Source organism: Natrialba sp. SSL1 (genome assembly GCF_001861355.1).
Taxonomy (GTDB): domain Archaea; phylum Halobacteriota; class Halobacteria; order Halobacteriales; family Natrialbaceae; genus Natrialba.
In genome coordinates this window covers 349,844-375,693 of record NZ_MASN01000035.1, presented here as the reverse complement: position 1 = coordinate 375,693, position 25,850 = coordinate 349,844, and the positions used below count along the sequence as shown (strand labels likewise).

General features: G+C 63.6%; 24 protein-coding genes. 16 read left to right on the top strand and 8 right to left on the bottom strand.

Annotated elements, in window-relative coordinates:
* Positions 1 to 84: 84 nt before the first annotated feature.
* The 8 genes from BBD46_RS12755 (at position 85) to BBD46_RS12720 (ending at position 9,113) form a co-directional block, all read left to right on the top strand.
* A complete protein-coding gene (locus BBD46_RS12755) occupies positions 85 to 1,401 on the top strand; it encodes a Single-stranded DNA binding protein (protein ID WP_071402067.1) in 1,317 nt (438 codons plus the stop codon).
* The gene (locus BBD46_RS12750) at positions 1,398 to 3,194 is read left to right on the top strand and encodes a hypothetical protein (protein WP_071402066.1); all 1,797 of its coding nucleotides are present in this window, start codon (positions 1,398 to 1,400) and stop codon (positions 3,192 to 3,194) included. Before BBD46_RS12755 ends, BBD46_RS12750 begins: the two co-directional genes overlap by 4 nt.
* Positions 3,195 to 3,203: 9 nt before the next feature.
* The gene (locus BBD46_RS12745; RefSeq protein WP_071402065.1) at positions 3,204 to 4,151 is read left to right on the top strand and encodes a metallophosphoesterase; all 948 of its coding nucleotides are present in this window, start codon (positions 3,204 to 3,206) and stop codon (positions 4,149 to 4,151) included.
* 78 nt (positions 4,152 to 4,229) lie between these two features.
* Positions 4,230 to 4,532 carry a hypothetical protein gene (locus BBD46_RS12740; RefSeq protein WP_071402064.1) on the top strand — a complete coding sequence of 101 codons (303 nt, stop codon included), beginning with the start codon at positions 4,230 to 4,232 and terminating at the stop codon, positions 4,530 to 4,532.
* A 369-nt stretch (positions 4,533 to 4,901) separates the two neighbouring features.
* Complete coding sequence (locus BBD46_RS12735; RefSeq protein ID WP_071402063.1) at positions 4,902 to 6,014, top strand: branched-chain amino acid ABC transporter permease; 1,113 nt, start codon at positions 4,902 to 4,904, stop codon at positions 6,012 to 6,014.
* A complete protein-coding gene (locus BBD46_RS12730) occupies positions 6,011 to 7,519 on the top strand; it encodes a branched-chain amino acid ABC transporter permease (protein ID WP_071402062.1) in 1,509 nt (502 codons plus the stop codon). The genes BBD46_RS12735 and BBD46_RS12730 overlap by 4 nt, the downstream gene beginning before the upstream one ends.
* Positions 7,516 to 8,409, top strand: a complete 894-nt coding sequence (locus tag BBD46_RS12725; RefSeq protein ID WP_071402061.1) for an ABC transporter ATP-binding protein — start codon at positions 7,516 to 7,518, stop codon at positions 8,407 to 8,409. The genes BBD46_RS12730 and BBD46_RS12725 overlap by 4 nt, the downstream gene beginning before the upstream one ends.
* Complete coding sequence (locus BBD46_RS12720) at positions 8,409 to 9,113, top strand: ABC transporter ATP-binding protein (protein ID WP_071402060.1); 705 nt, start codon at positions 8,409 to 8,411, stop codon at positions 9,111 to 9,113. Before BBD46_RS12725 ends, BBD46_RS12720 begins: the two co-directional genes overlap by 1 nt.
* A gap of 253 nt (positions 9,114 to 9,366) precedes the next feature.
* On the opposite strand, the gene BBD46_RS12715 is transcribed toward BBD46_RS12720, so the two are convergent.
* Positions 9,367 to 10,644 (bottom strand): ABC transporter substrate-binding protein, encoded by a 1,278-nt coding sequence (locus BBD46_RS12715; RefSeq protein ID WP_071402059.1) that lies wholly within the window; start codon positions 10,642 to 10,644, stop codon positions 9,367 to 9,369.
* Between the two features lie 171 nt (positions 10,645 to 10,815).
* Positions 10,816 to 12,201 carry a sodium-dependent transporter gene (locus BBD46_RS12710; RefSeq protein ID WP_071402058.1) on the bottom strand — a complete coding sequence of 462 codons (1,386 nt, stop codon included), beginning with the start codon at positions 12,199 to 12,201 and terminating at the stop codon, positions 10,816 to 10,818.
* A gap of 157 nt (positions 12,202 to 12,358) precedes the next feature.
* On the opposite strand from BBD46_RS12710, the gene BBD46_RS12705 reads away from it, so the two are divergent.
* From BBD46_RS12705 to BBD46_RS12695, 3 genes are all read left to right on the top strand, one after another.
* Complete coding sequence (locus BBD46_RS12705; protein ID WP_071402201.1) at positions 12,359 to 13,903, top strand: acyl-CoA carboxylase subunit beta; 1,545 nt, start codon at positions 12,359 to 12,361, stop codon at positions 13,901 to 13,903.
* Position 13,904: 1 nt separating this feature from the next.
* Positions 13,905 to 14,276, top strand: a complete 372-nt coding sequence (locus BBD46_RS12700) for a hypothetical protein (RefSeq protein ID WP_071402057.1) — start codon at positions 13,905 to 13,907, stop codon at positions 14,274 to 14,276.
* Between the two features lie 117 nt (positions 14,277 to 14,393).
* Positions 14,394 to 16,229 carry an acetyl-CoA carboxylase biotin carboxylase subunit gene (locus BBD46_RS12695; protein ID WP_071402056.1) on the top strand — a complete coding sequence of 612 codons (1,836 nt, stop codon included), beginning with the start codon at positions 14,394 to 14,396 and terminating at the stop codon, positions 16,227 to 16,229.
* Positions 16,230 to 16,247: 18 nt separating this feature from the next.
* On the opposite strand, the gene BBD46_RS12690 is transcribed toward BBD46_RS12695, so the two are convergent.
* The 3 genes from BBD46_RS12690 to BBD46_RS12680 form a co-directional block, all read right to left on the bottom strand.
* Positions 16,248 to 16,715 carry a pterin cluster protein gene (locus tag BBD46_RS12690; protein WP_071402055.1) on the bottom strand — a complete coding sequence of 156 codons (468 nt, stop codon included), beginning with the start codon at positions 16,713 to 16,715 and terminating at the stop codon, positions 16,248 to 16,250.
* Positions 16,716 to 16,859: 144 nt separating this feature from the next.
* Positions 16,860 to 17,483 carry a universal stress protein gene (locus BBD46_RS12685; RefSeq protein ID WP_071402054.1) on the bottom strand — a complete coding sequence of 208 codons (624 nt, stop codon included), beginning with the start codon at positions 17,481 to 17,483 and terminating at the stop codon, positions 16,860 to 16,862.
* A 98-nt stretch (positions 17,484 to 17,581) separates the two neighbouring features.
* On the bottom strand, positions 17,582 to 18,481 hold the full coding sequence (locus tag BBD46_RS12680; RefSeq protein ID WP_071402053.1) for a class I SAM-dependent methyltransferase: 900 nt from the start codon (positions 18,479 to 18,481) through the stop codon (positions 17,582 to 17,584).
* A 174-nt stretch (positions 18,482 to 18,655) separates the two neighbouring features.
* Between BBD46_RS12680 and BBD46_RS12675 the strand changes: the two genes are divergently transcribed.
* Positions 18,656 to 20,281, top strand: a complete 1,626-nt coding sequence (locus tag BBD46_RS12675) for a long-chain-fatty-acid--CoA ligase (protein WP_071402052.1) — start codon at positions 18,656 to 18,658, stop codon at positions 20,279 to 20,281.
* Positions 20,278 to 21,093: an enoyl-CoA hydratase/isomerase family protein gene (locus tag BBD46_RS12670; RefSeq protein ID WP_071402051.1), complete on the top strand. Its 816-nt coding sequence runs from the start codon at positions 20,278 to 20,280 to the stop codon at positions 21,091 to 21,093. Before BBD46_RS12675 ends, BBD46_RS12670 begins: the two co-directional genes overlap by 4 nt.
* A 30-nt stretch (positions 21,094 to 21,123) precedes the next feature.
* Here the strand turns inward: BBD46_RS12670 and BBD46_RS12665 are convergent, their stop codons facing one another.
* Positions 21,124 to 21,582 carry a dCTP deaminase gene (locus BBD46_RS12665; protein WP_071402050.1) on the bottom strand — a complete coding sequence of 153 codons (459 nt, stop codon included), beginning with the start codon at positions 21,580 to 21,582 and terminating at the stop codon, positions 21,124 to 21,126.
* A gap of 124 nt (positions 21,583 to 21,706) precedes the next feature.
* Here BBD46_RS12665 and BBD46_RS12660 point away from each other — a divergent pair, with 124 nt between their 5' ends.
* Positions 21,707 to 23,101 (top strand): M20 family metallo-hydrolase, encoded by a 1,395-nt coding sequence (locus BBD46_RS12660; RefSeq protein ID WP_071402049.1) that lies wholly within the window; start codon positions 21,707 to 21,709, stop codon positions 23,099 to 23,101.
* A gap of 48 nt (positions 23,102 to 23,149) precedes the next feature.
* Entirely contained in the window at positions 23,150 to 23,854 is a 705-nt protein-coding gene (locus BBD46_RS12655) for an O-methyltransferase (protein WP_071402048.1), read from the top strand.
* On the opposite strand, the gene BBD46_RS12650 is transcribed toward BBD46_RS12655, so the two are convergent.
* Together BBD46_RS12650 and BBD46_RS12645 are read right to left on the bottom strand one after the other, a co-directional pair.
* Entirely contained in the window at positions 23,839 to 24,297 is a 459-nt protein-coding gene (locus tag BBD46_RS12650; RefSeq protein WP_071402047.1) for a hypothetical protein, read from the bottom strand. The two genes, BBD46_RS12655 and BBD46_RS12650, sit on opposite strands and share 16 nt — an antisense overlap.
* Before the next feature lie 122 nt (positions 24,298 to 24,419).
* On the bottom strand, positions 24,420 to 25,220 hold the full coding sequence (locus BBD46_RS12645) for a creatininase family protein (protein ID WP_084777748.1): 801 nt from the start codon (positions 25,218 to 25,220) through the stop codon (positions 24,420 to 24,422).
* 136 nt (positions 25,221 to 25,356) lie between these two features.
* On the opposite strand from BBD46_RS12645, the gene BBD46_RS12640 reads away from it, so the two are divergent.
* On the top strand, positions 25,357 to 25,785 hold the full coding sequence (locus tag BBD46_RS12640; RefSeq protein ID WP_071402046.1) for a CopG family ribbon-helix-helix protein: 429 nt from the start codon (positions 25,357 to 25,359) through the stop codon (positions 25,783 to 25,785).
* Positions 25,786 to 25,850 lie beyond the last annotated feature (65 nt).

Sequence of the window (25,850 nt, the reverse complement as noted above, 5' to 3'; positions counted from 1 at the left end):
TTCGACACCCGCTCTCGGGTGCCACTACACCACTTTCACCCCGCTGCGGGAACGCTTTTGAAGCCCCCACACGAAAGACAAGTGATGGAACTCGACGATCATGCCGAGGATCTCGCCTCCGACCTCGGTGTTGACAAAGAGGAGGTCAAATCCGACCTGCAGAACCTCGTGGAGTACAGCGTTCCGATCGACGAAGCCACCCAGAGCCTTCGCCGCAAGTATGGCGATGGCTCGAGTGGTGGGGGCGGCGCGCCCTCGAGTAAGAACATCGGCGAGATCACACCCGACGATGGCAACGTCACGGTCACTGGCATGGTGCTGACCGCTGGCAAGCGCTCGATTCGCTACCAGGGCTCCGACCACGTCATCGTGGAGGGCGAACTCGCCGACGAAACCGGCACGATCGATTACACCGCCTGGGAGGACTTCAGCCTCTCGGCGGGCGACACGATCACCGCCGGAAACGCCGGCGTCCGCGAGTGGGACGGCGAACCCGAACTCAACCTCGGCGAGAGCACCTCGCTCTCGTTCGTCGACGATCCGATCGAGATCGACGCGACGATCGGCGGTAACGCAACCCTTGCCGACCTGCAGACCGGCGACCGCGCCGTCTCCGTCGAGGTCGCCGTGGTCGAGTGCGAACGCCGAACGATCGACGGCCGCGACGGCGAGACGGAAATCCTGAGCGGTGTTTTCGGCGACGAGAGCGGTCGACTGCCGTTCACGAACTGGGACCCCGCCCCCGAAATCGAGGAGGGAGGTCCAGTCCGAATCGAGAACGCCTACGTCCAGGAGTTCCGTGGGGTTCCCGAGGTCAACGTCTCGGAGTTCTCAATCGTGAGCGCGATCGACCGCGAAATCGACGTCGGCGCTGACACCACCTCGATGGATGTCGGCGAGGCTGTCCACACGGGCGGCATCTACGATGTCGAGGTCGCTGGCAACGTGATCGAAGTGCGCGACGGCTCCGGGCTGATTCAGCGCTGTCCGGAGTGCTACCGCGTTATCCAGAAGGGCCAATGTCGGACTCACGGCGACGTCGACGGCATCGACGACCTTCGCGTGAAGGCGATCCTCGACGACGGGACGGGCTCCGTAACGGTCGTCCTTGACGAAGAAATTACCGAGGACGTCTACGGCGGGACGCTAGATGATGCACTTGAGCAGGCCCGCGAGGCGATGGACCAGTCGGTCGTCGCCGACACGATTCGTGACAACATCGTCGGCCACGAGTACACCGTCCGCGGCCACCTCTCGGTCGACGAGTACGGTGCGAATCTGGACGCAGAGCAGTTCGGCGAGAGTGACGACGATCCGCAGGTGCGCGCCAGCACGTTCCTCTCGGCTATCGAGAGCGGGACAGACGATGGTGTCGCCGCAGACGAGGAGGTGGACGCATGAGCGCGAACGGGTCCGATGATGACGAGATTCCGGGGCGAGAGATTGCCTACCGGCTCTTCGCGGCGGAGTACGACGATGCCGAGTTCTCCTACGCTGAAAGCGACGAAGAGCGCGCACCGAACTACGTCGTGTCTCCCACCGGCGCACGGCTCAACCGCATGTTCGCCGTCGGGACGCTCACCGAGATTACCTCGGTCAACGACGAGATGCTTCGCGCCCGAATCGTCGACCCGACCGGCGCGTTCGTCGTCTACGCCGGCCAGTACCAGCCCGAAGCGCTGGCAGTTCTCGAACAGCTCGCCCCACCCGCGTTCATCGCGGTCTCGGGCAAGGCCCGAACGTTCGAACCCGAGGACGGCGACCGTGTCTACACCTCTATCCGACCGGAGAGCATCGCCGAAGTCGACGCCGCGACCCGCGACCGATGGGTCGTCAGTACAGCTGAGCAGACGCTCGACCGGATCGGTACCTACGCCGAGGCTGCGACGGTCGATGCCCACGGCGACGCGCTGACGGACGCACTTCAGGAGGCCGGCGTCGAGTCCGGGCTCGCAGCCGGCATCCCGCTCGCACAGGACCACTACGGCACGACGCCGGGCTACCTCGCGGCGCTTCGCGACTGTGCTACTGAAGCGGTCGAGGTCGTCGCAGACGAGCGCGACGAGGTCAGCGGCTTTGCAGCCCGGCCCGGCGAGATGGGCAGTGACGACACGACGTTCGACGCGCTCGCCTCGTTCGCGGCTGTCGGCGATCAGGACCTCGACCTCGAGGCTCACGCACCCACGGCTGCAGCCGAGACGGGAGCACCGGACGAGGCTGGCGAGCAGGACGCCGAACCAGAACCGATCGCAGCAACGGCCGACGCGGGCGACGAAACCGCAGCCGCTGCAGGCACCGCGACGACGAGCGAGCCGGAGACCGCTGCCGTCGAGTTCGACGAGTCCGAGGGTGACTCGAGTACGAGTCCTGCCGACGCCGAGGACGAGTCTGGAACTGCGGTCGAGGCCGAGACCGAATCCGAACCAGTAGCCGAGACGGAATCCGAGCTCGACGACGGTTCCGAATCTGAATCGGAACCTGAATCCGGGTCTGAGTCCGAGCCAGAGCCCGAGGTGGAGACCGAAGCTGCGGCTGACTCGGACGACGCCCTCGGCGACTTCGATGGCGGCGACTCCGGCATGTACGAGATGGACGAGGAGGAACGCGAGCAGATCGAAGACGAGTTCGGCACCGAGTTCACGACGGGTGCCGAGGTCGACGACCCTGGCGAGGCAGATATCGACGTGCCGTCGGAGTCAGATGCGGACGACGCGAGCGACGAGTCGGAACCAGCGTCGGATGAGTCGCCAACTGGCGAGGCATCGACCGATGCAGACGACGAACTCGGCGAGCCGCCAGCGTCGACGGTTGGCGATGACGCAGGCGCAGACGAGGAGGCCGCGGATACTGGCGAAGACGCAGCAGATCCCGATGCGAATGACGAGACAGACGAGACTGTCGAGCCTGACGAAACAGCGGACGCCGAGTCCGACGCCGACCAGACTGAATCGGACAGCGACGACGCGGCCGACGAACAGGCGGACGACCCTGCCGAAGACGTCGACCTGCAGGAGTACGTCGTCGACACCATGCAGGAGCTCGACGACGGTTCCGGCGCTGACCGCACTGAACTCGTCGACACCGTCGCCGCCGACACCGGGGCGTCTGCGGAAGACGTCGAAGACGCCATTCAGGACGCACTCATGGGCGGCCAGTGCTACGAACCGGACGACGAGACACTGAAAGCGATCTAACCGACTCCGATGCCTGCTCCCCGCTCCGGTCCCGGTCCCGGTTCCGATTCTGGTTCCGGCACCTCCACCGGCCCACACGTCGAACCAGTGCCCGGCGAACCCGCCGCGATTGCGACGCTCGACCGCGGATACGGGGACCAGTCAGAGCCGCCGCAGACACCCGAACGCGCCCTCTTCATCGCGGACTACCACGCCGGCTACGAGGCCGGTCTCCGCTACGAACGCGGCGTCGACGTCCCAAGCAACGCCGCCGAGCGTCGCGAGCGCCTCTTCTCCCTCATCGAACGCACCAGCCCCGACCACCTCGTCGTTCTCGGCGACCTCATGCACTCCATCGGCGACCCCGGCGGTGCAGAACGCGGTGAGCTCGAGTACCTCTTCGAATCCGAGCCACTGCAGTCACTGGACGTGACGGTGGTCAAGGGGAATCACGATGGGGCGATCGAGACGTGGCTGGGTGGAGATGCGGATGCGTCGGCAGCACCGGCACCGGTACCGGAACCGACACCGTCGCCGACCTCACTCACTATTGTCCCCGGCGACGGAATCGCACTCGGTGACGGCTCGGTCGGCGTCTGCCACGGCCACACCTGGCCAGCACGGGAGGTACTCGAGTCCGATGTGCTCTGTCTCGGACATGAACATCCGTGCGTGCGCGTTGAGGACGAGGTTGGCGGGAGTCGCGTCGAGCGAGTCTGGTTGCGTGGGCGGGCAGATCCGGCGGTGTTTCGAGAGCATCCGGGACTCGATCGTGACGCGTTGCCAGTGTGGGTGACGGATGACGATGCTGAAGCGCCGCAACTGATCGTGGTGCCGGCGTTCAACGAGCTAGTCGGGGGGACCTGGGTGAACAGTGCGGGCCAGTCGTTTCTGTCGCCGTTCCTGCCTGATGGTGTCGTCGACGGTGAGGCGTATCTGCTCGATGGGACACGACTCGGGCCGTACGACGCTGTGTGACGACTGTGACGGGACGGCAGCGACAGCGCATGCGTGCGCAGGCCCCAGTCCCATCAGCCGATTTGGCGAAGGCTGACTATGCCACTCCAGACATACAGGCTTGCGGTCACCGAGATGGACGGCGAGGAGCGTGGACTCGACGCGACGGTCTACGACGAGGACGAAGCGATCGTTGCGTCCACGCGTGTTGCCGCCGCCGAGTACGATTTCGAACCGTCGTCGCAGGATATCTCCGAGGCAGAGACCGCATTCACGGCGGACGTCACGACGATTGACCTGCAGTTCGTCCACGATGGCGCGACGCTCGTTTTTCGAGTCCTTGGTGATCGAGACGAGGTTGCAACGGTCCGACTCGCTGACGAAACGGAGGAAGCCGCGTAGGCGGGGTTGGGATCGGGGTCGGGTCCGGTCGGCGTTTTGGACCGACGATAGGACCAGTATCAGGACCTGGAACAGGAACAGGAACAAGATCGCGCCTATCGATTGGGGACGGCCTTGGAGCTGAGTAGTCTCGTCCGTCGTCGCTGTGTCTCCGCAACTCTGCATCCGGTTGGCGGCATTGTACCGGAAGGATACGCTGTCCGGCGCTCGTGTTTCGTCCCGCAGCGAGCATTTCTGTCCATCTCTGTGCCGAGCCGAACATACAAAATTTAAATACCCTAACAGCATCGACTGATAGCACGCGTCGGATGGTGCACCATAACATATATCATGGTATCATGGGAAACACTGCCATAACGGAGGGTATGAATGTCGACTGTAGATGACGTCGTTACACGGGGAAGGAGTCTGTCAACGGAGCAGCTTTTGCTGATCGCCGTTGGCATCGGTGTCGTACTCCTGGTGGGAGATCTCATCCTCGGCGTCCTTGACGGCTCGTATAGCATCTCACGCATCGGCAGATACGTGACGGAAGGAGTCCTCTACGGACTGATTATGGGGCTTGCAGGTATCGGACTTTCGATGACCTACAGCATCCTCAACTTCGCGAACTTCGCCCACGGTGACACCATCACCGCGGGCGCGTTCATCGGCTGGGGCGGTACCTACCTCATCGCAGGCTGGGGTGCGGCGAGCCTCGGTCACTTGGCGCTTGTCGGCCCGCAGCGAGGCCTTGGCGGCCCACAACTGGGGATCTCGATCACCTCGACACCGGTCGCGATCTTCGCCGGGCTCTTGCTCGCCGGGGTCGGCACCGCGCTGTTCGCAGTGTTGATCGACCGCCTCGCGTACAAGCCGATGCGCGGGGCCGGCGGCATCCCGCTGTTGATCACCAGTATCGGTGTCGCGTTCGCGCTCCGATATCTCATCACGTTCGTCTACTCGAGTCAGTCCCGCGGGACGACGGCGAGCGTGCCCTCGGCTGACCTGTTGCTCGTCGACGGCTACGTGTCGCTCGACGCCCACGACGGGACGCTGATCGCGGCGGCCGTGGTGTTGATGCTCGGTGTGCACCTGATGCTCCAGCGGACGAAACTCGGGAAGGCGATGCGAGCGATGTCCGACAACAAGGATCTGGCGCTCGTGACGGGGATTCCGACCGAGCGCGTGATCCGCTGGACCTGGATGATCGGCGGCGGACTCGCCGGCAGTGCGGGCTATCTGATGGTGCTGTGGACGGGGACGATCGACTGGCAGTTCGGCTGGCTGCTCCTGTTGTTGATCTTCGCTGCGGTGATCCTCGGCGGGATCGGCTCGATCTACGGTGCGATCGTCGGCGGCCTCGTCATCGGTATCAGCATGCACATGTCGATGATCTGGCTCCCCGGCGGTGACTTTACGACCATCACGGCGTTCCTGATGATGATCCTGGTCCTGCTGATCAGGCCATCCGGGCTCTTTGGAGGGAAGACGACAGCATGAGTTCGACAGCAAACGCAGAGAGACGCACGCAACTGGAATCGCTGTGGGAACACGACGCGGTCAAGATCATCGCCGTCATCGGCGCGATCTACATCGTCTACGCCCTGATTGGACTGATCCTCGGCTACTCGCTCGACGGGATCGTCAACACACTTCGGCGGATGACGTACCTGATCGCGGTCTACGGAATGGTGACGCTCGCGTTGAACCTCCACTGGGGGTACACCGGCCTGTTCAACATCGGCGTTGCCGGCTTCATGGCAATCGGGCTGTACGTCACCATGATACTGGCAAAGCCGGCCGATCCGGGCGGAGCAGCCCAGTACGCCGGCCTCGGGTTGCCGATGCCGATTGCAATCATCGGCGGCGTTGTCGCGGCCGGGTTGGCCGGGCTCGTCGTCGCACTGCCCGCGTTGCGGTTGCGCGCTGACTACTTCGCAATCACGACGATCGCGTTCGCGGAGATCGTCCGTCTGGGAATCACGTCAGACGCGCTCCAGCAGTTTACGATCCTCGGCGCAGAACTCGGGACTGGTGGCGGACGCGGACTCATCCGGAACTACGACGATCCGATGAACGTCATCTTCCAACTGGAGATCTTCTCCTCGTTCGTCGACCTGACGAACAGCCTGTTTGGCTTCGGGCCGACGCAGGCACGCGCACTCGCGTACTCCATCGTGCTCGTGCTCGTACTCGCCGGCATCTACTGGCTCATCCAGCGGACGAGCCGGTCGCCGTTCGGCCGCGTGCTGAAAGCGATCCGCGAGGACGAGGAGGCAGCCCAGTCGCTCGGAAAGGACACGAACATGTTCAAAATCAAGGTGTTCGTGCTCGGCTGTGCGCTGATGGGACTTGCCGGCATTCTCTGGCGATTCCGCCGAACTGGAGTGACACCCGAGGCGTTCCGCCCGCACGTCACCTTCTACATCTGGATTGCGCTGATCATCGGCGGTGCCGGATCAAACACCGGAAGCATCCTCGGTTCGGGCCTGTTCGTGGCCGTCCTCTTCGAGGGACCACAGTACCTCCGCCGAGTGATCGACCACCTCGTGGCAATCGGCGACGCACCGAACACGTTTGCGGGTGCTGTCGGCCCGCTACTCTCTGCGAATCCGGTTCCGCTGGTCCGGTACACCTTCGCCGAGTTCCTGACGCTACAGTTCGTCATCATGGGGGTTGCGTTGATTCTCCTGATGCAACGTCGGCCGGACGGGTTACTTGGCCATCGTGAGGAAACAGCGGCCGCTATCCCGCTTGGGGCACGCCCGAGCGCGGCTGGCGGCGGGAGTGGTGGCGATGGCAGCGGTGGCAGCGGCTCCAGTGGCGGATTCGCCCACAGCCAACCCCGCGACCAGCACGATGGCTCCGACCAGCAGACTGACGGTGGTGTCGACGCTGACGGAACCGGGACGCAGGCCGGCACCAGTGAGAATAGTGACTCTCGTGTTAGCAGTGACAGCACCGATCAACCCGATGACTCAGCTACCGACGGTGAGACACAATGAGTGATAGCTCGACCGACGTCCAGTCGACCGAAACGGACACCGCAACTGACACGGCAGACACGTCACCCGACGCCCCCACCGACGCAGACGCCGTCGCACCGTCCGCAGTCGACCGCACCGGCGAAATCGAACTCGCCGTCGACGGTCTCGTCAAACGCTTCGGCGGCATTACCGCAGTCGATGGCGCGTCCTTCGAAGTCGAATCCGGCTCGATTACCGGCCTCATCGGCCCCAACGGCGCCGGCAAGTCGACCACGTTCCACTGCATCACCGGCATCCACCAGCCGGACGAAGGCACCGTCGCGTTTCAGGGGCAGGATATCACCGGCATCGCCCCCTACGAGTGCGCCGACTACGGTCTCGTCCGTACCTTCCAGATCGCTCGCGAGATGGCGAACATGACCGTCCTCGAGAATCTCATGCTCCCGGCGAAACACCAGCAGGGCGAGGCCCTCTGGCGCTCCGTCATGCCTCTCGCCAGACGCGAGGTCGAAGCACAGGAACGCGAGCTCCTAGAGCGCGTCTGGGACACGCTCGAATTCTTCGAGATCGAGCACATTGCGGAGGAGAAGGCGGGCAACCTCTCGGGTGGCCAGCGAAAGCTCCTCGAGCTGGCGCGAGCGCTGATGACCGAACCGGAGATGTTGCTTCTCGACGAGCCGTTTGCGGGGGTTAATCCGACGCTCGAACAGAAGCTACTCGAGCACATCCACGAGTTGCGAGCGGACGGCTACACGTTCTTGATCGTCGAACACGATATGGATCTGATCATGGAACACTGCGAGCACGTGATCGTTATGCACCAGGGATCGGTGCTGGCGGAGGGCGTGCCCGGACAGGTGACGTCGAACGAGCAGGTGATCGAGGCCTACCTCGGAGGTGAGGTCTGATGGCGATGCTCTCCGTCGATGGACTTGACGCGGGATACGGTGATCTGCAGATCCTGAGCGACGTGGATCTCGAAGTCGAGCAAGACGAGTATGTCGTCATCGTCGGCCCGAACGGGGCCGGCAAGTCGACGGCGATGAAGTCGGTCTTCGGGTTGACGACGTACATGGGCGGTGCCGTCGAGTTCAGCGGCGAGGACATCACGGGTCGCTCACCGGACGAGATCATTCACAAGGGAATCGGCTACGTGCCCCAGACGGAGAACGTCTTTCCGTCGCTGACGGTACAGGAGAACCTCGAGATGGGGGCGTACATTCTCGATGAGGTGCCCGAGGAGGCGCTGCAGGATGTCTTCGATCAGTTCCCGATTCTGCGCGAGCGCCGTGACCAGAAGGCGGGGTCGATGAGCGGCGGGCAACAGCAGATGGTTGCGATGGGCCGCGCACTCATGCTCGATCCGGATCTGTTATTGCTCGACGAACCGAGTGCCGGGTTGGCTCCCGATTTGGTTGACGAGATGTTCGATCACGTCGACGCGATCAACGACGCCGGAACGGCGGTGCTCGTCGTCGAGCAGAACGCGAAGGAAGCACTTCGCCGCTGTGATCGGGGCTACGTACTCGTGCAGGGACAGAACCGATACGTCGACGACGGTGATGCACTGTTACACGACGAGGAGGTTCGCCAGCAGTTCCTCGGTGGCTGAGCCGTCGACCTCGGCACGATATCGATTTTTTGCTGTGGCGTGGCTTTTGTGAGTGTTTGCTGTGGCGTGACTTGCGTGAGCAGTTGTTGTAGCGTGGCTTGCACGAGACTCTGCTGTGGTGTGATGTACGTGACTGAGGTGACGTACGGTATGGCGCAGACGACCGGTCCGTCGCGCCTGCTCCTCCCCTGTTCCCTGCTGCAAAAATGGTCGGCGTGATGAATCGCTGTGTCGACGCTACCCAACCGATCGACTACTCGGCGAGCGCGGACTCGAGTTCGCCGGTGTACGATCCCTGTTCGGCTTCGAACGAGACCGTGTTGAGTTCCTCACCGCCCTGATCGTCGACGAACGAGTCGATGAACTGTTCCGAGAGCTGCTGGCCGTAGTCGTTGTTGACGTACAGCGTCGCAGCGGTTTCGCCATCGAGTCGGTCGGCGGCCACTTCGGCCATGACCTGTCCCTGCAGGAGGTCACTCGGTGCGGTCCGGAAGAAGTAGCCGTCGTCTTCGACGTTCGACAGCGAGAGTGCCGTACTCGCGGGTGAGCACTGGACGACGTTCGCGCTGCTGGTTTCGCCGACGAGCGGGACGGAGTTCCCGGACGATGCGGCGCCGATGATGGCCGGGTAACCGGCGTCGATGAGTGCGCCACCGTTTGAGATCGTCGCGTCCTCGTCGGTTTCGGTGTCCTCGATTGCGAGGTCGATTTCGAAGCCTGTACCCTCGAACTGGTCGGCTGCGAGTTCGCCGGCCTGAATCATCGGACTGCCGAGTTCACCGAGGTCACCCGTCTCCGGCAGCAACATCGCGACCATCACTTCGCGGTCCGTCCCACCTGGTGAGTCGTCTGCCATCTCGCCGTCCGGGTCGTCGCCCTCGAAGGCAATCGTATCGATCGTCTCGGTGCCGCCGTCCTCGAACTCCCAGACGTCATACCCTGCGTCCGCGGGGTCGCCGACCTCGTCGAAGTTGACACCGCTCGAGGCACCCTGATAGGAGATTTCCTCGCCATCGGCAGCGGCCTCGGCGGCTTCCTGTAGGTCACCGGGTCCGTACTCGTCGCCGCCGGGGTTTGCGACGCGGCGCATCTGGTCGCGGATCGCCTCACCGTCGTTGTCGCCAGCGGCGATGTTCGCGAGGATACAGACGGCGACTGCGTCGAACGTGTGGGAGTTGAACACCCCTGGTGAGGAGTCGTACTCGTCCTCGTACATCTCCTCGAAGGCGGCCTCGTTCGGCCCCTCCGACGCCGGTGCGGTCCCGAGGACGTTGTCCATGTCGTTGCCGACCTCTCCCGGCAAATCGCCGTCCTGGAGGCCGTCCGGAACGATAATGTCGGTCCCATCGTCGAAGTTCGAGTAGTAGTCACGGAAGATCTGAATACCACTCTCGGGGTAGCCGATGATGTTTAGCACATCCGGCCCGCCCTCTGTAACTTCCTCTTCATCGCCGATACAGCCGGCAAATCCTGCAATACCTGCTGCACCAATACCACTGAGCACCCGTCTTCGGTTGAGTTCCCGAACCATGGTACATGATCACAGCCATCATATAAAAGAGTTTAGGTGGTCGACACGATGAGTCTCCGCTGCCGGCGGGTGGTTTCACGCGGTCGTGACTCGGCCGGTGCTCTCCGCCACCTGGAGCAGTGTCATCCAACCGGTCAACAAAAAAGTCGTCAGCGAACTGTTATTGCGCTGCTACAGGTTTTCTTCGATCCACCAACCGAGCTGTCCCTCTTCCATTCCAGTGAGGAAGTCGACGTACTCGACGATACCCAGGTACAGCGAGACGACCAGTACGATGACGATCGGGATCCGAAGTGCCCAGATCCAGACGACTCCGAGCGTCCCGAGGTCGCCAATCCCCTTCTCGAGTTCGTCGACCGCAACCTGCGGGGCGATCCAGCCGACGAGAATCGTCAGCACGAGCGCGCCGAAGACGAGCAGGATTGCGTCGGCGAAGTAGTCGAGGAGGTCGAGGAAGATCAGGTCGAAGGTGACCGGCACACCAAGGAGGTAGATGAGGCCACCCATTCCGACTGCTGCCTTCCACCGATCGACGCCAATCTCGTCAATCGCGTAGGAGGTGACGACCTCGAGCAGCGAGATTGCACTCGAGATGGCTGCGATTGCGACCGTCGCGAAGAAGATGAGGCCGAGGAACTGGCCGCCATCGATATCGGCGAACGCCTGGGTCATCGCGACGAAGATTTCGCCGGGGCCACCAGAGCCTGGTTCGGTCAGGTCACCCGCCCACATGATGGGGAAGACGACGAGACCGGTGAGGAACGCGATCCCGGTGTCGAAGCCAATGATTGCAGTGCCGTCCTTTGCGAGGTTTCGGTCCTCGCCCAGGTAGGATGCGTAGGTGATCATCACACCCATCCCGAGCGAGAGTGTGAAGAACGCCTGTCCGGCGGCGGCCGGCAGGAGTTCGGTCCAGTTTGCGGCGATGACGCTGAAGTCGGGCGAGAGGTAGTACTCGTAGCCACCGGTTGCTTCGGGGAGGGTGAACGCCCAGATGGCGAGACCGACTAGCAGGAGGATGATCGCGGGGACCATCACCTTCACGGCGAGTTCGATACCCCGGCGGATACCGAGGGCGACGATGCCGACCGTAATCGCCATGAAGACGGTGTGCAGGATGAAGGCGTCGAGTCCGGTCGACAGCGCGCCGAACATGATCTCCGGATCGCCCTCGTAGGCTGCGATGTGGCTGGCGTAGTCACCGCGGAGGCCCTCGATTGCGTACCGGATGAACCAGCCACCGATGACGCTGTAGTACGAGAGGATGATGAAACCGGTTGCGATGAAGATGCCACCGACGTACTTCCAGGCGTCGCCACCGTATGCCCTGAGTGCGCCGACCGGATTCCGATCAGTGTGACGGCCGACGACGAACTCGGCCAGGATTGCGGGGAATCCGACCAGTGCAACGAACAGCAGGTACACCAGTAAGAACGCTGCACCGCCGCCTTCGCCTGTGACGAACGGGAATCGCCAGATGTTACCAAGGCCAACTGCGCTACCGACGGCAGCGAGAATAAACCCTGTTCTCGTTGCCCATGTCTCACGTTGTGCCATGACTACGCTGTTTAAATAGGACTTATATATAACTTTCCGTGGCTGTCCTTATTCATCACTGAATTGTCTATTAATCGTGATGGAGTTACGGAATCCTTTTCCTATTGGTCCTCGCACAACGGCGTATGAATCTGAGCGGGGTGTTTCCTGCATGACGATGGACGAGCGGATCGACGAACTCGAGGAGTTGCGCGAGGAGGCACGCCTCGGCGGTGGCGAAGCACGGATCGAGAAGCAACACGATAAAGGGAAGATGACCGCTCGCGAGCGGATCGACTACTTCCTCGACGAGGGGACGTTCACCGAATTCGATCAGCTTCGGACCCACCAGACTCGCCAGTTCGGCATGGACGAAAAGAAGATCCGGGGCGACGGCGTCGTCACCGGCTACGGCGAGGTAAACGGCCGAACCGTCTTCGTCTTCGCACACGACTTCACCGTCTTCGGCGGCTCGCTCGGCGAGGTTTTCGCCGAGAAGGTCTGTAAGGTTATGGACATGGCGATGGAGGTCGGTGCACCCGTCATCGGGCTCAACGACTCCGCCGGCGCTCGCATTCAGGAGGGTGTCAAGAGCCTCGCCGGCTACACCGAAATCTTCCGCCGGAATCAGGAAGCGAGCGGTGTCATTCCCCAGGTTTCCGCGACAATGGGGCCGTGTGCCGGCGGTGCAGTGTACTCGCCCGCAATTACGGACTTCATCTTCATGGTGAAGGACACGAGCCATATGTACATCACCGGACCCGGGGTCACCAAGACCGTCACCGGCGAGGACGTCACCCACGAGGAGCTCGGTGGGGCGATGACCCACGCCGACAAGACCGGCGTCGCCCAGTTCGCCTGCGAGTCGGAAGAACAGGCACTGGACGATATCAAGCGGCTTCTGTCCTACCTCCCACAGAACAACGTCGAGGATCCGCCGCGGGTCGACCCGTGGGACGATCCGGACCGACGTGACGACGCGCTGACCTCGATCGTGCCGGACAACCCGCAGAAGCCCTACGACATGACGAACGTGATCGACTCGGTCGTCGACGAGGGCTCGTTCTTCGAAGTTGCCGAAAACTTCGCGCAGAATATCGTCGTCGGCTTCGGCCGTCTCGACGGCCGCTCCGTCGGCCTCGTTGCGAATCAGCCACGAGTTAACGCCGGCACGCTCACCGTCGACGCCTCGATGAAGGGATCGCGGTTCGTCCGCTTCTGTGATTCGTTCAACATCCCGATCGTCACCTTCGTCGACGTGCCCGGCTACATGCCCGGAACGGAACAGGAACACCGCGGGATCATCCGCCACGGCGCGAAACTCCTCTACGCGTACGCGGAAGCCACCGTTCCCCTCCTAACGGTGATCACTCGGAAGGCATACGGCGGTGCCTACTGTGTCATGGCCTCGAAGAACCTCGGCGCGGACGTCAACTACGCCTGGCCGACTGCCGAAATCGCCGTCATGGGGCCGAAGGGTGCAGTCAACATCCTCTACCGCGAGGAACTCGCCGAGGCTGAGAACCCCGACGAACTCCGCGAGGAACTCATCGACGAGTACCGCGAGGAGTTCGCGAACCCCTACACCGCGACGGACAAGGGCTTCCTCGACGACGTGATCGTCCCAACCGAAACCCGTCCGCGACTGATCGCCGACCTCGAGATGCTCGAAACCAAGCGCGAACAGAACCCGGACAAGAAACACGGCAACATTCCGCTCTAGCATGACCGCACAGCACTCCGACGCCGAAACGGGCGACGCCGTCGCACAGGCCCCGGCGGAGGACGGCTCGTCCGAAACCGGTACCCCGTCACCGTCAGCGAACGACGGCTCCCTTCCGTCCGGCGTCGAACTCGAGTTACCTGCCGATGCGGACGACGAGGAGGCGGCGGCCATCGTCGCTGCAATCGGGGCACACCTCCACGATCAGGCGCGAGCAGCCGCTGCAGCGGCGGCCCAGACCGAGGAGACGTGGGATGGCAAGCGCTGGTCGTTCGCGGGCCGTGTACGGGCCCAGCAGGGCGACGACGTTCGCGTTCCGAAGTCGGCACCGACGGATGCGTGGACGGCAGCGGGTCGGACGGATCGGTTCTGAGTACGGCTGCCCGCGACACACACACACACATCTTCACGCGCATTTCGGCGACGGCGAACTGATTCTCGCCTCGTTGCGAAAAAGTAAGGTAGTGCCCCCGCAACCGTTCCCACAGGAATGTTCAGGAAGGTTCTCGTGGCGAACCGCGGCGAGATCGCCGTTCGCGTGATGCGGGCGTGCGAGGAGTTGAACGTCGGGACTGTTGCGATCTACTCTGAGGCTGACAAGGACTCGGGACACGTCCGGTACGCCGACGAGGCGTACAACGTCGGTCCCGCTCGCGCGGCGGATTCGTATCTCGATCACGAGGCCGTCATCGAGGCTGCACAGAAAGCAGACGCCGACGCGATCCACCCCGGCTACGGTTTCCTCGCGGAGAACGCGGAGTTCGCGAGCAAGGTCGAGGCAGCCGAGGGGATCACCTGGATCGGCCCGTCCAGCGACGCCATGGAATCGCTCGGCGAGAAGACGAAGGCCCGCCAGATCATGGACGAGGCGGCGGTACCGATCGTTCCCGGAACCACGGACCCCGTCACCGACCCCGAGGAGGTCGCGGCCTTCGGAGAAGAACACGGCTACCCGATCGCCATCAAGGCCGAAGGTGGCGGCGGTGGCCGCGGGATGAAGGTTGTCGGGGACGAAAGCGAGATCGAAGACCAACTCGAGAGCGCAAAGCGCGAGGGCGAGGCCTACTTCGACAACGACTCTGTCTATCTGGAGCGCTACCTCGAACAGCCCCGCCACATCGAGATCCAGATTCTCGCGGACGAACACGGCAACGTCCGCCACCTCGGTGAGCGCGACTGTTCGCTCCAGCGCCGCCACCAGAAGGTCATCGAGGAAGGCCCATCCGCAGCCCTCTCCGACGAGCTGCGCGAGGAGATCGGCGAGGCCGCCCGCCGCGGGGTCGCCGCTGCGGACTACACCAACGCCGGCACCGTCGAGTTCCTCGTCGAGGAAGAATCCGGACGCGGCCCCGACGAGCCCCTCGGTCCCGATGCGAACTTCTACTTCCTCGAGGTCAACACGCGAATCCAGGTCGAGCACACGGTCACCGAGGAAATCACGGGCATCGACATCGTCAAACGCCAGATTCAGATCGCGGCGGGCGAGGAAGTCGACTTCGCACAGGAGGCGGTCGACATCGACGGCCACGCGATGGAGTTCCGAATCAACGCCGAGAACGCGGCCGAGGACTTCGCCCCCGCGACCGGCGGCACACTCGAGACGTACGATCCACCGGGCGGCGTCGGCGTCCGAATGGACGACGCGCTCCGGCAGGGTGACGAGCTCGTCACCGATTACGACTCGATGATTGCAAAGCTGATCGTCTGGGGCGAGGACCGCGATGAGTGTATCGACCGCTCGCTGCGTGCCCTGAGTGAGTATGAGATCGAGGGGATTCCGACGATTATCCCGTTCCACCGGCTGATGCTGACCGACGAGGAGTTCGTCGCGAGCACGCACACGACGAAGTACCTCGACGACGAACTCGACGAGAGTCGGATCGAGGAGGCCCAGGAGCAGTGGGGCGGCGACACCGGCAGCGGTGCCAGCGACGACGAGGAATCCGTCGAACGCGAGTTCACCGTCGAGGTCAACGGCAAGCGCTTCGAGGTCGAACTCGAGGAGCACGGCGCGCCGGCGGTTCCGGTCGGTGACATCGAAGCAAGCGGCGCGTCCGGCCCGCCACAGCCGGCTGGCGGCGACAGCGGCGGTGACGACGAGATCGCCGGCGACGGCGAGACCGTCGACGCTGAAATGCAGGGGACGATTCTGGATGTTGCCGTCGAGGAGGGCGACGAGGTCGCAGCGGGAGACGTGCTAGTCGTCCTCGAGGCGATGAAGATGGAGAACGATATCGTGGCCTCCCGCGGCGGCACCGTCACCGAGATTGCCGTCGAGGAAGAACAGAGCGTTGACATGGGCGATACGCTGGTCGTTCTGGAATAACGCCGAGCGCCAGCGCGCTCAGCAGCAGAACATGAACGGATAGACCAGCGCGACTCGGTCGCCGTTTTCGAGTTCCGTATCGAACCCCGCGTCGTGTTCGTTGAACCGACCGTTGATACAGACCCGCGCGTAGGGCCGCGTCTGCTCGCCTTCGGGATTCTTTCGCCAGGTGCCCGGCAACTCGTCGGGGACCGGTGCCCAACCGCGTGCGGTGGCGTCGGCTTCTGTTTCGGCGATCAGCATCGGCTCGAGGTCGTGTGCTTCGAACTCGTCGAAGAACGACTCGAGGAACTCGCGGAGTCGCGTTCCCTGGAAGGTGTACTCGAGTTCGTGTGTTCCAAGAGCGGTTCTGACGTGGCCGGTGCAGCGGACGGTGACGGTGGTCGTCTCCGTGCCAGCCCTTGTATCCGACTCTGGGCCATCATCGACTGGCGGTGAACTGGGACTGGCACTGGCACTGTCGTCAGTGGGCGCGTCGGCAGTCATACTCGAGTACAGGCCGTCAGGAACAAAGCAACTGTATCCGAACGTGTTCGGCCGCTGTTCGAATCCGTTTCGGGAGGAGAGTTAGTCTGTGCGATATTCGCTGGATATGGTGGCAGTGGCAGTCCCAGCCCCTCGAACACGCAGCTACGGCGCTGGCTCCGTAACGGTCCGGACGTCACCCGAAACGGCGTCGACGCTGAGTCGAACGGGGTCGTCCGTCTCCGGCGTTTCGAACTGGAAGTACCAGGCCGCACTGGTTCGACGGGGCTCGGCGGCGAGTTCGTCGACGACGTAGCCCTCCTCAGTAGCCTGTTCGCGTGCGCGTGCTTCGGCGTCCTCGACATCCGTTAGCTGCATTTCATCGGTCGCGCGAACCGTCACAATCGGCATCTCCGCCATGCGGACGACTCGCTCCGTGACGCTGCCGACGAGTACCCGGTCGAGTCCCGTTCGGCCCTGGGTGCCCATGACGATCATGTCGACATCGTGCTCGTCGGCGTACTCGAGTATGACCTCGTGTGGAACGCCGTTCTCGACTGCGGTTGTCGCCTCGATGCCGGCGTGTGCGGCTTCGGCAGCGACGTGGTCGACCGCGTGGTGCGCCGTCGGCGTTGCTTCCTCGCTCTCGAGCGTGCCGAGCGGTCCTTCGGGGACGACCGAGAGTGCGTGGACCCGTGCGTCGAACTGTTCGGCGATGGTGAGTCCGTGTGCGATCGAGCGGCGAGTTCCGTCGCTCCCGTCAGTTGGGATGAGGACGTCCTGATACATTGCTCTGGATAGGTGTCGTTGGGCGTACTGACGTAAAAACAATCGTTCCGCTGCTGGCGTCAGTCTTGGGTGTGACGCTGGCGTCGGTATTGTCACTCTCAGGCTCGACCGACGGCGAGCATGTGAATCGAGAGATCCGCGACGATCGGATCGTCGTTGGTTCGCGCCACGACGTCCGTGAGTGCCTGGCGCTCGTCGTCGGTTAGCTCACCGCCAACTTGCTGGATGTGATCCGCGTGAAATGGCGAGGCAAGTCCTTCCAGCCCGCGGACGGTCTCGACCTGGATCCCCGCTGTTGCGAGCAGGGACTCGAGTTCGTCCCGACGAAAGAAGTGCGTCGCGGTGAACTCGTTCTCGTAGCCGTGGCGCTTGAGGAGCGCCGAATCGTAGTCGCCGTGCTTGAGAAGATTCGGCAACGCTGCGACGTTGTGTCCCGACAGGAGATAGAGCTGGACGGCACCGAGGAGTCCCATGACGGAGACGACGACCTGTGCGTTTGGCTTCGCCACGCGGCGCAGTTCCCGAACGGCCTGTACTCGGTCACCCTCGTCCAGCAGGTGCGACAGCGGTCCGCCGAGACAGCACACCGCGTCGAACGTGTTTGCTGGCAACCCGAGGTCGGTGATCGATCCCTGAACGGGTGAGACGGTGGACACAGTGTCAACGCTAGCAGCAGTATCAGCATCGACACCGCTATCGCCGTCGCCATCGATGTCAGCGTCGCCGAACCGATCAACCGCGACCGATAGCTGGCCGCGACTGAGGTCAAGCAGCGTCACGTCGTGCCCTCGCGCTGCGAGCCACCGGCTGTATCTTCCCGCACCACCGCCGGCGTCGAGCACCCGCCCGGACGACGGCAGGGTCGACGCGAGCGTGTCGACAGTCTCGCTGAACTCGAGTGCTCCATCGATTCCTGTCGCGAGTCGATCCCACTCGTCAGTCCCGTACTCGTCGTAGAACGCCTGCGTTTCCTCGATCGTGTCCCTCAAATCCGCCATTACGACTCGACATTTTTGCCGATTGAAATAAGCGTGGCTGTGGGACGTTGACAATCACCGATCGGGTGAGGGCTGGCTCTAGCACTGCTGTCGATTACGTCGGAAGGGAGCCGTGCATACAGTTTAAACAATGTAAATATTTTTTATGCCACGCGACAACGTATCGCTCGGTACATGACAAATCTCGTCACGAACGTCGCGGCGGCCGTCGAGGAGCACGGATCGAACACCGCCATCGGCTTTCAGGGGGACGACACCAGCTACGAGGAGTTCTGGGCACAGACCGGGGCGTTCGCGACCGCACTCGAGTCCCGCGGCGTGGGCGAGGGTGATCGGGTTGCGCTCTACCTGCCGAACGTGCCGCCGTTCCTGATCGGCTTCCACGGGACGCTGCGCGCCGGCGGCGTCGTCGTGCCGATGAATCCGCAGTACAAGGCCCGCGAGATCAGCCACCTGCTGGGCGACAGCGAGGCGAAGGTGGTCGTCACGCTGGCCGATCTCGTGCCGTTCGTCACGGAGGTACGGGACGAAACGAGCGTCGAGCACATCGTCAGCGTGGGTGGTGACGCCGAGGGCGCAACTGAGTTCACGTCGTTCCTTGAGCGCGGCGCGCCGGATATCGTTGCCCGGGAGGACGACGACGTGGCGGTCCAGCCCTATACGTCTGGGACGACGGGCCAGCCGAAAGGCGTCCAGCTCACCCACGGCAACCTCGCCTCGAACGCGAAGGCGTCGGCAGAGCTGATCCCGGACGGAATCCGTCCGGACGACAAGCAACTGGGCGTTCTCCCGCTGTTTCACATCTACGGGATGACCGTCACGATGAACGGGGCGCTGTTCAACGGCGCGGGTTACTATCCGATGCCCGAGTGGGACGCGCAGGAGGCCGTCTCGCTCGTCGCAGACGAAGGAATCACGATCTTCCACGGCGTGCCGGCGATGTACAACGACGTGATCAACCAGCCCAACGCAGAGGAGTTCGACTTCTCTTCGGTTCGTCTCTGTGGGGTCGGCGGTTCCGGCATCCCGACCGAAGTGCTGCGCCGCTTCGAGGAACTCTACGAGCCTGACGTCTACGAGGGGTACGGGCTCACGGAGACGGCTCCGATCACGCACTTCAACAGTCCGATCGAGGGCCGACGCGTCGGCAGCATCGGGAAGACGGTTCCCGGCGTCGACTCCATGGTCGTCGACCGCGATTTCGAGGAGGTGGACCCTGTCAAGGAAGGCCCAGTCGACGAAGACGAGGTTGACCTAACGGAGATTACGGGCGAGATCGTCGTCGCCGGGCCGAACGTGATGAAGGGCTACTACGGCCTGCCCGAGGCCAACGAGGAGGCGTTTACCGAAGCGGACGGGCGAACCTGGTTCCACACCGGCGACGTCGGCTACCAGGACGAGGACGGCTTCTTCTACGTCGTCGACCGCGAAAAGCACATGATCGTCACCGGCGGCTACAACGTCTACCCGCGCGAGGTCGAGGAGTTGCTCTTCGAGCACGAGGACGTGGCCGACGCCGCCATCGCGGGCATTCCGGACGACCGGCGCGGCGAGACGGTGAAGGCATTCGTCGTGCCAACGCCCAACGCTGAGGCGACCCCCGAAGAACTCAAGCAGTACTGCCTGACCAATCTCGCGGAGTACAAACACCCACGCGAGGTCGAGTTCGTCGAGGAACTACCACGAACGACGACCGGGAAGGTCCAGAAGTTCAAGCTCCGTGAACGCGAGGAGGACGCTGAAGCGGCTGATGGAGACGCCGACGACGATGCCGACGCGAAGACGGAGGCCGAGGAATGACTCTCGGCGACGCCGTCCATCTCGACTCCAGCGACGACGGCCACGTCGCGACGATCACGCTCGATCAGCCCGACCGCCGCAACGCGCTCTCCCGCGAAATCAACGCAGGAATCACCGAGGCGCTCGACGCGATCGAAGACGACGAGTCCTACGCGGACGCCCGCTGTGTCGTCATCGAGGGCTCGGGCGGTTCGTTCTCCGCCGGCGGCGACATCGAGGCGATGATCGAAGGACTGGAGGGAGACATGCCACTCGACGAGCGCGTGCGGGCACTCGAGCGCCGGACGAATCAGCTCATGGCGCGACTCGTCTCGTTCCCGCTGCCGACGATCGCGCTAGTCGACGGCCCGGCTGTCGGTGCCGGGGCGAACCTGGCCATCGCGTGTGACATGCAACTCGCGACCGCAGACGCCGCCTTCGGCTTCGTCTTCCGGCAGGTCGGGCTGAGTATCGACGCCGGCACCTCGTACCTGCTCCCGCGAATCGTCGGCGAAAACGTCGCCCAGGAACTCGTCCTGACCGGAGACATCATCGGCGCGGATCACGCCGCCGACCTCGGGCTGGTCAACCACGTCTATCCGAGCGACGAGTTCGACGAGCGCGCCGAGGAGTTCGTCGAGAAGATCGTCTCCGGGCCACCGGTCGCGATGCGCCACATGAAACGGCTCATCGGCGAGGGACTGGACAAGTCACTTGAGCAGGCGCTGACCGACGAGGCGACGGCACAGGGAATCGTCTTCCAGACCGACGACCACGCAGAGGGTGTGAGCGCCTTCTTCGAGGATCGAGAGCCGGAGTACGAGGGGCGCTAACCGACGCCCCCCTCGTTCGCTGCACGATCGTTACCGAACCAGCGTCGAAACGCGCGCGTTCTCCTTTATTTGTATCCCACCATCGGCGACCGACAGCGGTACCAGCGGCAGGTGCGAGCGAACCTGCACCGTCGGATGGGAGCCACCGCGGGCCAGCAACTCGTTTCGCGGCTGCAGTTGGAGCGGTTCGTCGAGGTCCCCCAGAAACTCGTTGTGCTGGACGACGTACTGACCGCCGTCGAGGTCCCACCAGCCGAACTCGTCGTCCGGCGCTCGCAGTTCCGTCGGTACCGGCTCGAGATCTGCGTCTTCGAGTTCGTCGCCGCCGAAATCGAGCTGCCCGGGGCCGGCGACTTCGTAGATTGCGCTCACCGTCAGATCGACACCGCCGTCGTGGATCTGCGTCGGCTCGTGCACCAGGTTCTCGACGGCCGAAGCGAGCGATTCGTCTGCAGTCGAATCGGCGTCTGGATCGGAGTCGAGTGACATCTCGGGGAAGACTGACCGCAGAGACGAGCAAAAAGATGGCGCTCCAGTCAGTCGAGTCGCCCGAGTAGGTGCAAACCGCGCCGGCGGCTGAACTTGTATCACCCTGGACTCGAAACGACGTGCTATGAACGTGAGTCAGGAACGGTTGCGAGCCGACATCGAGGCGAACGCGGCGTTCGGTGCACTCGAGTACGACGATTCGGACACACCGAACGAGGATGGCGACGGGGGGCAGGGACAAGAACAGGCACAGGAACAGACACAGCCACAGCGACAGACACACGGCCGAACCGTCCTCACCGGAACCGAGGCAAACCGGCGGGCCAGAGATCATCTCGTCTCCCGACTCGAGGACGCCGGACTCGCAGTCGAGATAGACGCCGTCGGCAACATCACCGGCACATGGACGCCGGAGAGCGCAGACCCCGACGCCGCCCCCGTCGCGGCCGGGAGCCACCTCGACTCCGTTCCCGAGGGCGGTATCTTCGACGGCCCGCTCGGTGTCTACGCCGCACTCGAGTCCGTCCGCGCGCTGCAGGACGCCGAGGCCGAGCCGGAGCGGCCGATCACCGTCGTCTGCTTTACTGAGGAAGAAGGAACCCGCTTCGGTGGCGGGCTGCTTGGCTCGTCGGTTGCGACCGGCCAGCTCGCAGTCGAGGAGGCGCTGTCGGCAACGGACGACGACGGCGTGGAGTTGGGCGACGCACTCGAGAACATCGGCTACCGCGGCGAGGGTGTACTCGACCCCGCTGACTGGGACTCGTTCCTCGAACTGCACGTCGAGCAAGACACCCGACTCGAGGACGCAGGCGTTCCCGTCGGCGTCGTCTCGACGATCACTGGCATCGCCCACGTCACTGCAACGTTCACCGGCGAGACGAACCACGCGGGGACGACGGGAATGGCCGAGCGGGCGGACGCGTTCACAGCTGCCAGCGAGTTCGCGCTGGCACTCGAGGAGGCCGGGACGGAGGCGGCGCTCGCGGGTGTGAGTGAGGGTGCCAGCGATGGCGACGCTGACGCTGACGGTATAGACGAACCCATAGGAGGCACAGCAGTCGCGACCGTCGGTAAATGCAACGTCACCCCGAACGCGACGAACGTCGTCCCCGGCCGCGTCGAACTCGGGGTCGACATCCGCGACGTCGACGGCGAGACGATGGCCGGCCTGCTCGAGCGAGCGGAACGGGTGCTGGCCCGAATCGAAGCCGAACGGCCGGTCGAGACCACCTTCGAACTCGAACTCGACGTTGCACCCGCGCCGATGAGCGAGCGCTGTCGGGATGCACTCGAGTCCGGCGCAGATGCCACGACAGTTGAGTCGCGCACCCTGCACTCGGGCGCGGCCCACGACGCGATGTGCGTCTCTCGGGTGACCGATGCCGGGATGCTCTTTGCGCCGTCTCGGAACGGGCTCTCGCACACGCCACTCGAGTGGACGGACTGGGACGACTGCGCGACGGCGACGCGGGTGCTCGCCGATGCGATCGGACGGCTCGCCGGCGAAGCGTCGGACTGAGTGCACCGCGCCCCGACCTTGATATGGGCTCGGCGGGAGGGGTCAGCTATGGTCGACGTTCTCGCAGACGAGATCAGTCGCTTCGTTCGTGCGGTCGGTCCCGAACCGGACGAGACGCTGGCGGAGATGGACCGCTTCGCCGAGGAACAGGGGTTTCCACACGTCGGGCCGGAGGTCGGCGCGTTCCTTCGGTTCGTTTCCCGTCTGAGCGACGCCGAGCGCATTTTCGAGTTCGGCTCGGGCTACGGGTATTCCGCCTACTGGTTCGCCGACGCGCTCCCGGCCGATGGCAGCGGCGAGATCGTCCTCACCGAGGTCGACGAGGACGAACTCGAACAGGCCCGCGAGTACATGGCTGCGGGCGGTTATGACAGCCTCGCGCGGTACGAACTCGGCGACGCAGTCGAGACGGCCGAACGGTACGACGGCCCGTTCGACGTGGTGTTGATCGACATCCAGAAACACCAGTACGAGGACGCCTTCGAGGCGATTCGATCGAAGGTACCGGTCGGTGGCGTCATCGTCGCCGACAACGCCATCTCGGCGAGCGTTATCGAATTCGAGAACCTACTCGATATGGTCGAGGCCACACAGGCTGGCGACGACGCGGCACGGCGCGTCATCGAAGCGGAGAGCAACGAACACACACGTGGTATCGCCGACTATCTCGACCGCGTCTCGGCAGATCCGGCGTTCGAGACGGTCGTTATCCCGCTCGGAGAAGGAATCGCAATGAGCTACCGCGTCGAGTAATCCGAGGTGTCGCCCTCGAGCACCTGTTCTTCTGGCGTGTCGGCACTGACCGTTGCCCCGTACTCTCGGAAGCCGAGGAACGTCGTTGCCGCACAGGCGGTTAGCAGGGTTGCCCAGGTGAGCACCGTGAGTCCGAGCGCGACCGCGCCGTCCGGCCCGGGCGTTACTGCGCTGACGGACCCTAGGCCGACGAGGTGCGTCGCGGAGACGGCGAGGAAGGAACTCCAGAGTACGAGTGCGTTCGTGGCGAGCGATCGGCGCGAAACCCGGTTCGCATAGCGTGCACCGGTGTAGACGCCGACGATGGCGAGCACCGTCGCTCCGAGTGTGAGACCAAGTTCGTCGGCGGTCGCCCCGGCAGCGCCCGCGACGCCAAAGCAGGCAAACGATACGGCGAGCAGGTGTCGATCCGAACGGAGTGTTGTCGGAATCACGTCGTGCACCGCGTTGCTGGGACGTATATCCGGCCGAATATATAGCTGTTGGCTCGGGTACGTGTTCGTGACGGACCGCGCGGGTATCATATCCCACACCGCCAGCAATCCCTCGCTGTCGCCCGTCGCCGTTACACTCCCTCTCGACCGCTCCCAGGCTGCGGATCGACGTGTGACTCGGGCATGAGATCCGCGAACGGCTGGTCGTCGAGCCACTCGAGTAGCGCCACCAGTTGCTCGGTCGCGGCGTCGAATAGCTGCTCCCCGATTTCGGGTGTGGCGTCGGTCTGGTCGCCGAAGACGCCGTTGGGGCTGTTTTCGATGGCGTCGTAGAACGTCGTTGCGCCGTGGACACGTGCGGCGTCGCCGTCGAAATCGACGCCGCCGTCGCGGGCCGCCTCGAGTTGATCTCCGCGGACGAGTTCGTTCGCGATGTGCATGATCATCGCCGTTTCCTTGGGGCCGCCGTGGGGGCCGGGGGTCTCGAAGACGTCCTCGATCAGGCCGGGGATGGATTCGTCCCACATCCATTCGATGGCGTAGGCGGTCTCGTCCTCGTGGAGTCGCCGCCCAACCTCCCGAAGGTGTGCGACGTTGCCGCCGTGGGCGTTGACGTAGACGATGCGGTCGATACCGTGGTAGGTGAGGTTTCGTGAGAGACTCTCGACGTAGTCGCGAAAGACAGGCGCGTCGACCCACATCGTGCCGTGAAACTGCCGGTGGTGGGAACTGACGCCGATCGAAATCGGTGGGGTGCAGAGATAGCCGGTCCGCTCCGTTGCAGCGCGCGCCAGCGCCTCGGCGATCATGTGGTCCGTTCCTTCGGGCAGGTGTGGGCCGTGTTGCTCGGTCGAACCGAGCGGGACGACTGCGAGCGACTCCGACTCGACGTAGTCGGCGAGGTCGGGCCAGGTCTGGGCTGGGAGATACATTCGATAGTGGGGTATCGCACCGAATCCGCAAAACAGTGCCTGCTGCAATGCAGTTTCAGCAAGAACTCGTTCAGGTCGAGCGACGGCGCTCCGCGCGATGATAAACCTTAATAGATTTCTGCCGCTGAGTTATTATATGGCAGTCGTCAGCGTCTCGATGCCGGACGAACTTCTCGATCGACTCGATCAGTTTGCAGACGAACACGGCTACACCGGCCGCAGCGAAGTCGTCCGGGAAGCCTCCCGTAACCTCCTCGGCGAGTTCGAAGACACCCGTCTCGAGGATCGCGAACTCATGGCGATCGTCACGGTCCTCTTCGACTACGAGACGACCGCCGTCGAAGAGCGCATGATGCACCTGCGCCACGAGCACGAGGGCCTCGTCGCGTCGAACTTCCACAGCCACGTCGGCGACCACTACTGTATGGAACTGTTCGTTCTCGAGGGTGAACTCGAGGAAATCTCCACCTTCGTCGGGAAGATCCGCGCAACCAAGGACGCACTGACGGTCGACTACTCGGTGACACCGGTCGACAGTTTCGACCCGCTCAGTCAGGATCACTGAGACCTGAATCGGCCACGGACGACGGTGAACTCGAGTCCGACGTTGCACTGAACGCGTACCTTTAC